The organism is Daejeonella sp. (assembly GCF_044232565.1).
Taxonomy (GTDB): Bacteria; Bacteroidota; Bacteroidia; order Sphingobacteriales; family Sphingobacteriaceae; genus Daejeonella.
Genome location: NZ_JBIILQ010000161.1, coordinates 1 through 6442 on the forward strand (window position 1 = coordinate 1; position 6442 = coordinate 6442).

Consider the following 6442-nt stretch of genomic DNA (forward strand, 5'->3'; position numbering starts at 1 on the left):
CCGTATGTTGGTAAATATCAAATATATATCGCTTGTTAATTTGGTGATGGATGATGATGTGGTAAAAGAGCTTATTCAGGAAGATTGCTCCGGCGAAAAAATTAGTGCCGAGATTGATTTGATAATGAATGATCAATCCTATAGGAAGCATATGTTACAAAATTATGAGAAGTTGGCTTCAAGAATGGGTCAGCCTGGTGCATCTGAACGTGCAGCAGAATTGATGATTAAGTATTTGAAATTTTAGTTCTGGTTTGTAAAGAAAACGTTTTTTGCAGATTTGCAGAAGGAGGTTTAAGTCAGATAAATTCAAATGTGATTTCTAAACCTTAATAAATTCGAATCATTGTAGAGGGTCATTAAATCTCCATGAAACCCTAATTTTCAAGGTTTCATGGAGATATTGGATTATTTTACATTGAAATTGATGAGGTAATCTCCCCAAACTAAAGAAACCACTCCATTTTTAGCGATAGAAAAAGTCATGCGCTCACTAAAACTCGTTGATTTTCCTGGTTTTACCTTGACACGAAGAACATCATCGGCCTCGCTGTAAGCAGTACCACTTACATTAGATTTACTGTTAAATATAAGGGTCCATTCTTTCTCTCCTGGGATAGTCCAGATGCCATATCTGCCAGCTTTTAAGGCCTTGCCTTCAATTTTCACATCCTTATTCACTTCCATCCAAGTTGCTTCATTAGCGCCTGTGCGCCAAACTTCACCAAAAGGAGCAATATCTTTTCCGATGGTTCTGCCTTTTACGGCCGGCTGACTGTAGTCGATGGTGATTTTTAGGCCTGCAGTTGTGGTTTCAGACACTTTAGCTGGTGGACTTGGTCTTTGTGCGCATGCTGTAAATGCGTTAAATAGACCTGTGATCATTAATAAAACGATTGCTTTTTTCATGTTTTTTTTGGTTTTTAACAAATATATAAAAGGACAGAAGAATATTTAAAATCAATAAGATTTTTACAATAAAAAAATAAAATTTTAATACAGGCGATAGTGCTGACATTGTTTTATTAAAAAAGTATGATCACACCAGAAATTAACAATTTTTTTTGGTGTTGGTTTTTTATTAAGTTATTATAATGCTATTCACAATTCCTATATTTTTTTAAAATATTATAGATTTTGTCTATAAGTGCATAGATTTTATTGAACAGTATTGACCAGATAAAATCTTAACTTTGTAATAGAAGAAAAATTAACAAAATTATGGAACATACACACAATAGCTCATCTTCAGATGCAGGAAAATGCCCCTTTATGGCAGCATCACAAAGACACACAGCAGCCGGATCTTTATCAAATGCAGATTGGTGGCCTAATCAACTAAATCTTAAAATTCTTCATCAAAATTCTGCAATGATAAATCCTTACGGTAAGGATTTTAATTATGCAGAAGAATTCAATAGCATTGATTTCGATGCTTTGAAGAAAGATTTAGTTGCATTAATGACTGATTCTCAAGATTGGTGGCCAGCAGATTACGGACATTATGGTCCTTTCTTCATTCGTATGGCATGGCACAGTGCCGGAACCTACCGTGTGGGTGATGGTCGTGGAGGAGCATGTGCTGGAACGCAACGTTTTGCGCCTTTAAATAGTTGGCCAGATAATGGTAACCTAGATAAGGCTCGTCGTTTGTTATGGCCAATAAAGCAAAAATACGGACGTAAAATTTCATGGGCAGATTTAATGATTCTTGCAGGAAACGTAGCTTTAGAATCAATGGGTTTTGAAACTTTTGGTTTTGCTGGCGGTCGTGAAGATGTTTATGAGCCAGAATTAGATATTTACTGGGGACCAGAAACTACCATGTTAGGTGATGAGCGTTACAAAGGAGATCGTCAATTAGATAATCCACTTGCAGCTGTTCAAATGGGTTTGATTTATGTAAACCCTGAGGGTCCTAATGGTAATCCAGATCCATTAGCATCAGCAAGGGACATTCGTGAAACATTTGCTCGTATGGCGATGAATGATGAAGAAACTGTAGCGCTTGTGGCTGGTGGACATACATTCGGTAAAACCCACGGTGCTGGAGATGCAGCTCTGGTAGGTGTTGAGCCTGAAGGTGCACCAATTGAGCAGCAAGGTTTCGGTTGGATCAATAAATTTGGTACTGGTAAAGGAGCTGATACCACTACTAGTGGTTTAGAAGGTGCATGGACTCCAACGCCAATTGAATGGGATAATTCTTATTTCGATATGTTATTTGGCTTCGAATGGGAATTAACTAAGAGCCCGGCTGGTGCACAACAATGGGCACCAGAGGGTGGAGCAGCGGCAGATTTAGTACCTGATGCTCACGATCCTTCTAAAAGACATGCTCCTTTTATGACAACGGCAGATATGGCTTTGAGAGTTGATCCTGCTTATGAAAAAATTTCAAGACGTTTCCATGAAAATCCTGCTGAATTTGCAGATGTTTTTGCGAAGGCTTGGTTTAAGTTAACTCACCGTGATATGGGACCAGTTTCTCGTTATTTAGGTAAAGAAGTTCCAAAGGAAACATTAATTTGGCAAGATCCACTTCCTGCTGTTGATCATAAATTAATTGATGATCAAGATGTAGCTACTTTAAAAGCGAAGATTCTTGCTTCAGGATTAAGTATTTCTCAATTAGTTAGTACTGCATGGGCTTCAGCAGCTACTTTCCGTGGTTCTGATAAGCGTGGTGGTGCAAATGGTGCACGTATTCGTTTAGCTCCACAGAAGGATTGGGCCGTAAATCAGCCAGCAAAACTTGCTATCGTATTGTCTGCCTTAGAAAAAATTCAGGCAGATTTCAATAGTCAGCAATCAGGTGGAAAGAAGGTTTCTATTGCAGATTTAATTGTTCTAGGTGGCTCTGCTGCTGTCGAAGCAGCTGCAAGGAAGGCTGGTCATAACCTGACAGTACCTTTCACTGCTGGCCGTACCGATGCAACACAAGAGCAAACAGATGTTGAATCATTCTCATACTTAGAGCCTAAGGTTGATGGTTTCCGTAACCATGTTAATCAGCCAGTAATTGACCGCTATGCAGAAGAAATGTTATTGGATAGAGCACAGTTGCTTACATTAACTGCCCCTGAAATGACTGTTTTAGTGGCAGGTTTGCGTGTTCTTAATGCAAATAATTATGGAAGTCAGCATGGGGTATTCACCAAAGCTCCCGAAACATTAACAAACGATTTCTTTGTTAACTTGTTAGATATGAGTACTAAGTGGGAAACATCATCAGAATCGAAAGATGTATTTGTTGGTCACGATCGTGCAACAGGTGATATCAAGTGGACAGGTACTCGTTTTGACCTTATTTTCGGATCGAACTCTGAGCTACGTGCACTTGCAGAGGTTTATGCGTCTGCAGATTACAAAGAGCGTTTTGCTCAGGATTTTGTAGCAGCATGGACTAAAGTGATGAACTTAGATCGTTTCGAATTAGCATAAGTGCGGTATTTGTGGTACGGTGATGTTGTGGTACGGTGATGTTGTGGTACGGTGAAAACACCGACCACAGGTCAACACCGACCACAGATCAATACTGATCACAGGTTAATAAATCAAAATGTTTTAAAGAGGTGGTCTTTATCAGGCCACCTCTTTTTATTTATTAATCCCCATAATCAAAAATCTATATATCATGGAAAATTCAATCTTGTTTTCGGCATATAACCTGTCTGGCCTGGGACTTAAAAACAGAATGGTAATGGCACCTATGACCAGGAGTCGTTCAGATAATGAAGCTAATGTTGCCACTTCCTTAACTGCCGAATATTATGAGCAACGCGCTACGGCGGGTCTCATTATTTCAGAGGGTGTTCCGGTTAGTACCAAGGCTGTAGGATATATCAATGTTCCCGGAATTTATTCTGATGCTCAAGTTGAGGCCTGGAAATTGGTTACTAATGCGGTTCATGCAAAAGGAGGGAAGATCTTTGCTCAACTTTGGCATGTTGGCCGTTTATCTCACCCAGATTTTCACAATGGGGAGTTACCGCATGCTCCTTCGGCAATAAACCCGAACGAAAAGTCATATACCATCAATGGATTTGTAGACACGGTTACTCCTAAAGAAATGACCATTGAAGATATTCAGCAAACTATTCTGGATTTTAAGAATGGCGCTGCCAATGCTTTAAAAGCAGGTTTTGACGGAGTTGAAATACACGCTGCAAATGGATATTTATTTCATCAGTTTTTTAATGGTACTTCAAATCATCGTACAGATAATTATGGTGGCAGTATCGAAAACAGAACCCGTATTTTGTTTGAAACGCTTAATCAAATGAAGGAAGTTATAGATATGAATAAAGTGGGAATCCGTTTTAATCCATCCATGCACGGCTTCATGGGTATGACCATGGACGAACTTACCATACCAACTTTTGATTATATTATTGACCGCCTGAATGGATATGGACTTGCTTATGTACATTTAACAGAGCCTTTTGCGCCGGTGGATCATTTGCCATTTGCAGTTACTGAAGTCGCCAAACATTTTAGACCATTGTACAAGGGTACATTAATGATAAACAAAGGCTTTACTAAAGAAACTGCTATCAAGGTATTAGAAAATGGCGATGCGGATTTGGTTGCTTTTGGTGTTCCATTTATTGCAAATCCAGACCTAGTAAAGCGTTTTCAAATTGATGCTCCTTTGAATCAAGCTGATCAGGCAACTTTTTATACTCCAGGTGCTAAGGGTTATACGGATTATCCTGCATTAGATTAAGCTGACAGTTGGGTGTTGTCGGTTGTCTGTTATCAGTTGACCGTCTGTGCATGCCTGAATAGCTGGATTAGATCAAAAGAAAAAAATAGAATCTAGATAGAATTTTTCATAGAAATGATAGATAAAAAGGTTGGATTTTTTTATTCAGTGTCATCATATCCAAATTTTTGGTTTAATGCGAACACTGCTTCTGCCGAAAAATCATTTTTATGAATAAGTTCTAGCTGGCCTTCTAATAAACTCCGTTTAGTTGGCAATAGTTTAATATTCTTTTCAAAAAGAGTTTGTGCTGATTCCTGCTTTGCGCCACCTAAGTTTTTAATTGCAGCAGCAACATCTTCCATTTGATGAATAACAGACATGATTTGATTAGGTATCCAGGAAGTAATGGGTGTGCCTCCGGTTGCGTAAGCATATTTAGTATTGGCCATAATGTACTTCTGGACAAACTGCCAATGTCCATTTCTGAAGTGATAAATTTCTTCCAAAATGCCTAACAAATAACATAAGCTGTTTGCATCAGCATGGTCAACTAACTTACCCATAAGTCCTTTAGGATGTACTTCTTTCATTGATGTTTCTAGGTCGATGAAAAATTCCTGTACGCATTTAGGGCGGTATTGGCGTAAGTCTAATAAATACTTGGTGAGTTCATTCTGTGGGTAATAGAATATCACACCCGAAAAAATATCCTGCATTGGGATAATATCATCTTGAGCCCCCGTTTGTCCGCGGAATGCTTTAGGCTCATCCCAAACGCCTTCATATAAAACCCCCTCGCCAAATAAATCGGTATTGCCTTTTACCCCCATGATAAAGACCCTGAAATCATTATAATGTTGCCATCTGGAAGCTTTCCACATTTCTTTCCGGCGAATATTCATCTGTTTCATGGTCGACCAGTTATTTTCAAGCAATTCGGAAACATCTTTTTCCCCGTTATGCAATGCTTGAATTGTACCCATTACCGAACCAACCAGATTTGCAGAGTATCGGTTTATATCTACATGTAGCATGATAAAACCTGCTTCATCCGGCTGTCCCGAAAATTTATTGCACATAGCAATATTTTCCCAGTTTAAATCACCGTTAGGGTCTATTTTTTTATAATTACCTAAAGAGTAAGCATAATGATAATCCAGCCATGGAAACACATTTAGCTTTTCCGCTACCCTGCAAAATGGAATCGCTATATTTTCAGGTAGTATATTTCGTGCTTTTCCATATTTCCCATCTATTTTAAATTGCTGAAAGGAAGGTTCCAATAAATAGGCAGAGGCTAAAAAACTATAAGAACGGAACAGGGCTTGTAATATAAATATATTCTCTTCTTTTTCAATTTCAGCAACATGGTTTTTTATCTCAAACACAGGTTTAATGATTGCATTTGGAGTGTTTAATAATCCATATTCGTTCTCAGAAAGGACCACTGGCATAGCATCAAGTACAGCCTGCAGGTCAGAATAAACTGCCGGCAATGTTTCCATCGGAGCTTTTACGGGTAAAAAACCATGTTGAGCACTTACATTAAAAAAACCATCTGTATAGTTTGATAAAATTGGCATATAAATTATTTTTTTAAAAATATAATTTCGAAGCTATGAAAAAAAATAAAGACTGTTATCAAATAATTATTTGCTTAGTAAAAAGATTTCCACTATTCATTGGGTTCTCTTTTTCCGGATCCTTAACACCGGTTAAGCTATGTTTTTC

Annotated in this window: 4 protein-coding genes and 1 pseudogene; 3 read left to right on the forward strand and 2 right to left on the reverse strand. The window is 38.2% G+C overall.

Annotated elements, in window-relative coordinates:
- A pseudogene (locus tag ACILQF_RS09245) lies at positions 1 to 247 on the forward strand (lipid-A-disaccharide synthase); the annotation flags it as partial.
- Positions 248 to 408: 161 nt separating this feature from the next.
- Here the strand turns inward: ACILQF_RS09245 and ACILQF_RS09250 are convergent.
- Positions 409 to 909, reverse strand: a complete 501-nt coding sequence (locus ACILQF_RS09250) for a DUF2911 domain-containing protein (RefSeq protein ID WP_395627127.1) — start codon at positions 907 to 909, stop codon at positions 409 to 411.
- Positions 910 to 1221: 312 nt separating this feature from the next.
- Between ACILQF_RS09250 and katG the strand changes: the two genes are divergently transcribed.
- Both katG and ACILQF_RS09260 read left to right on the forward strand, forming a co-directional pair.
- Positions 1222 to 3444, forward strand: a complete 2223-nt coding sequence (katG, locus tag ACILQF_RS09255; protein ID WP_395627128.1) for a catalase/peroxidase HPI — start codon at positions 1222 to 1224, stop codon at positions 3442 to 3444.
- Between the two features lie 193 nt (positions 3445 to 3637).
- Positions 3638 to 4729, forward strand: coding sequence for an alkene reductase (locus tag ACILQF_RS09260; protein WP_395627129.1), 1092 nt, complete (start codon positions 3638 to 3640; stop codon positions 4727 to 4729).
- Positions 4730 to 4869: 140 nt separating this feature from the next.
- On the opposite strand, the gene ACILQF_RS09265 is transcribed toward ACILQF_RS09260, so the two are convergent.
- Positions 4870 to 6294, reverse strand: a complete 1425-nt coding sequence (locus tag ACILQF_RS09265) for a hypothetical protein (RefSeq protein ID WP_395627130.1) — start codon at positions 6292 to 6294, stop codon at positions 4870 to 4872.
- Positions 6295 to 6442: the final 148 nt, after the last annotated feature.

Bases quoted from the DNA above. Each gene is read 5' to 3' on its own strand.
- ACILQF_RS09250 (WP_395627127.1), bottom strand. From the start codon at position 909: ATGAAAAAAGCAATCGTTTTATTAATGATCACAGGTCTATTTAACGCA.
- ACILQF_RS09260 (WP_395627129.1), top strand. From the start codon at position 3,638: ATGGAAAATTCAATCTTGTTTTCGGCATATAACCTGTCTGGCCTGGGA.
- katG (WP_395627128.1), top strand. From the start codon at position 1,222: ATGGAACATACACACAATAGCTCATCTTCAGATGCAGGAAAATGCCCC.
- ACILQF_RS09265 (WP_395627130.1), bottom strand. From the start codon at position 6,294: ATGCCAATTTTATCAAACTATACAGATGGTTTTTTTAATGTAAGTGCT.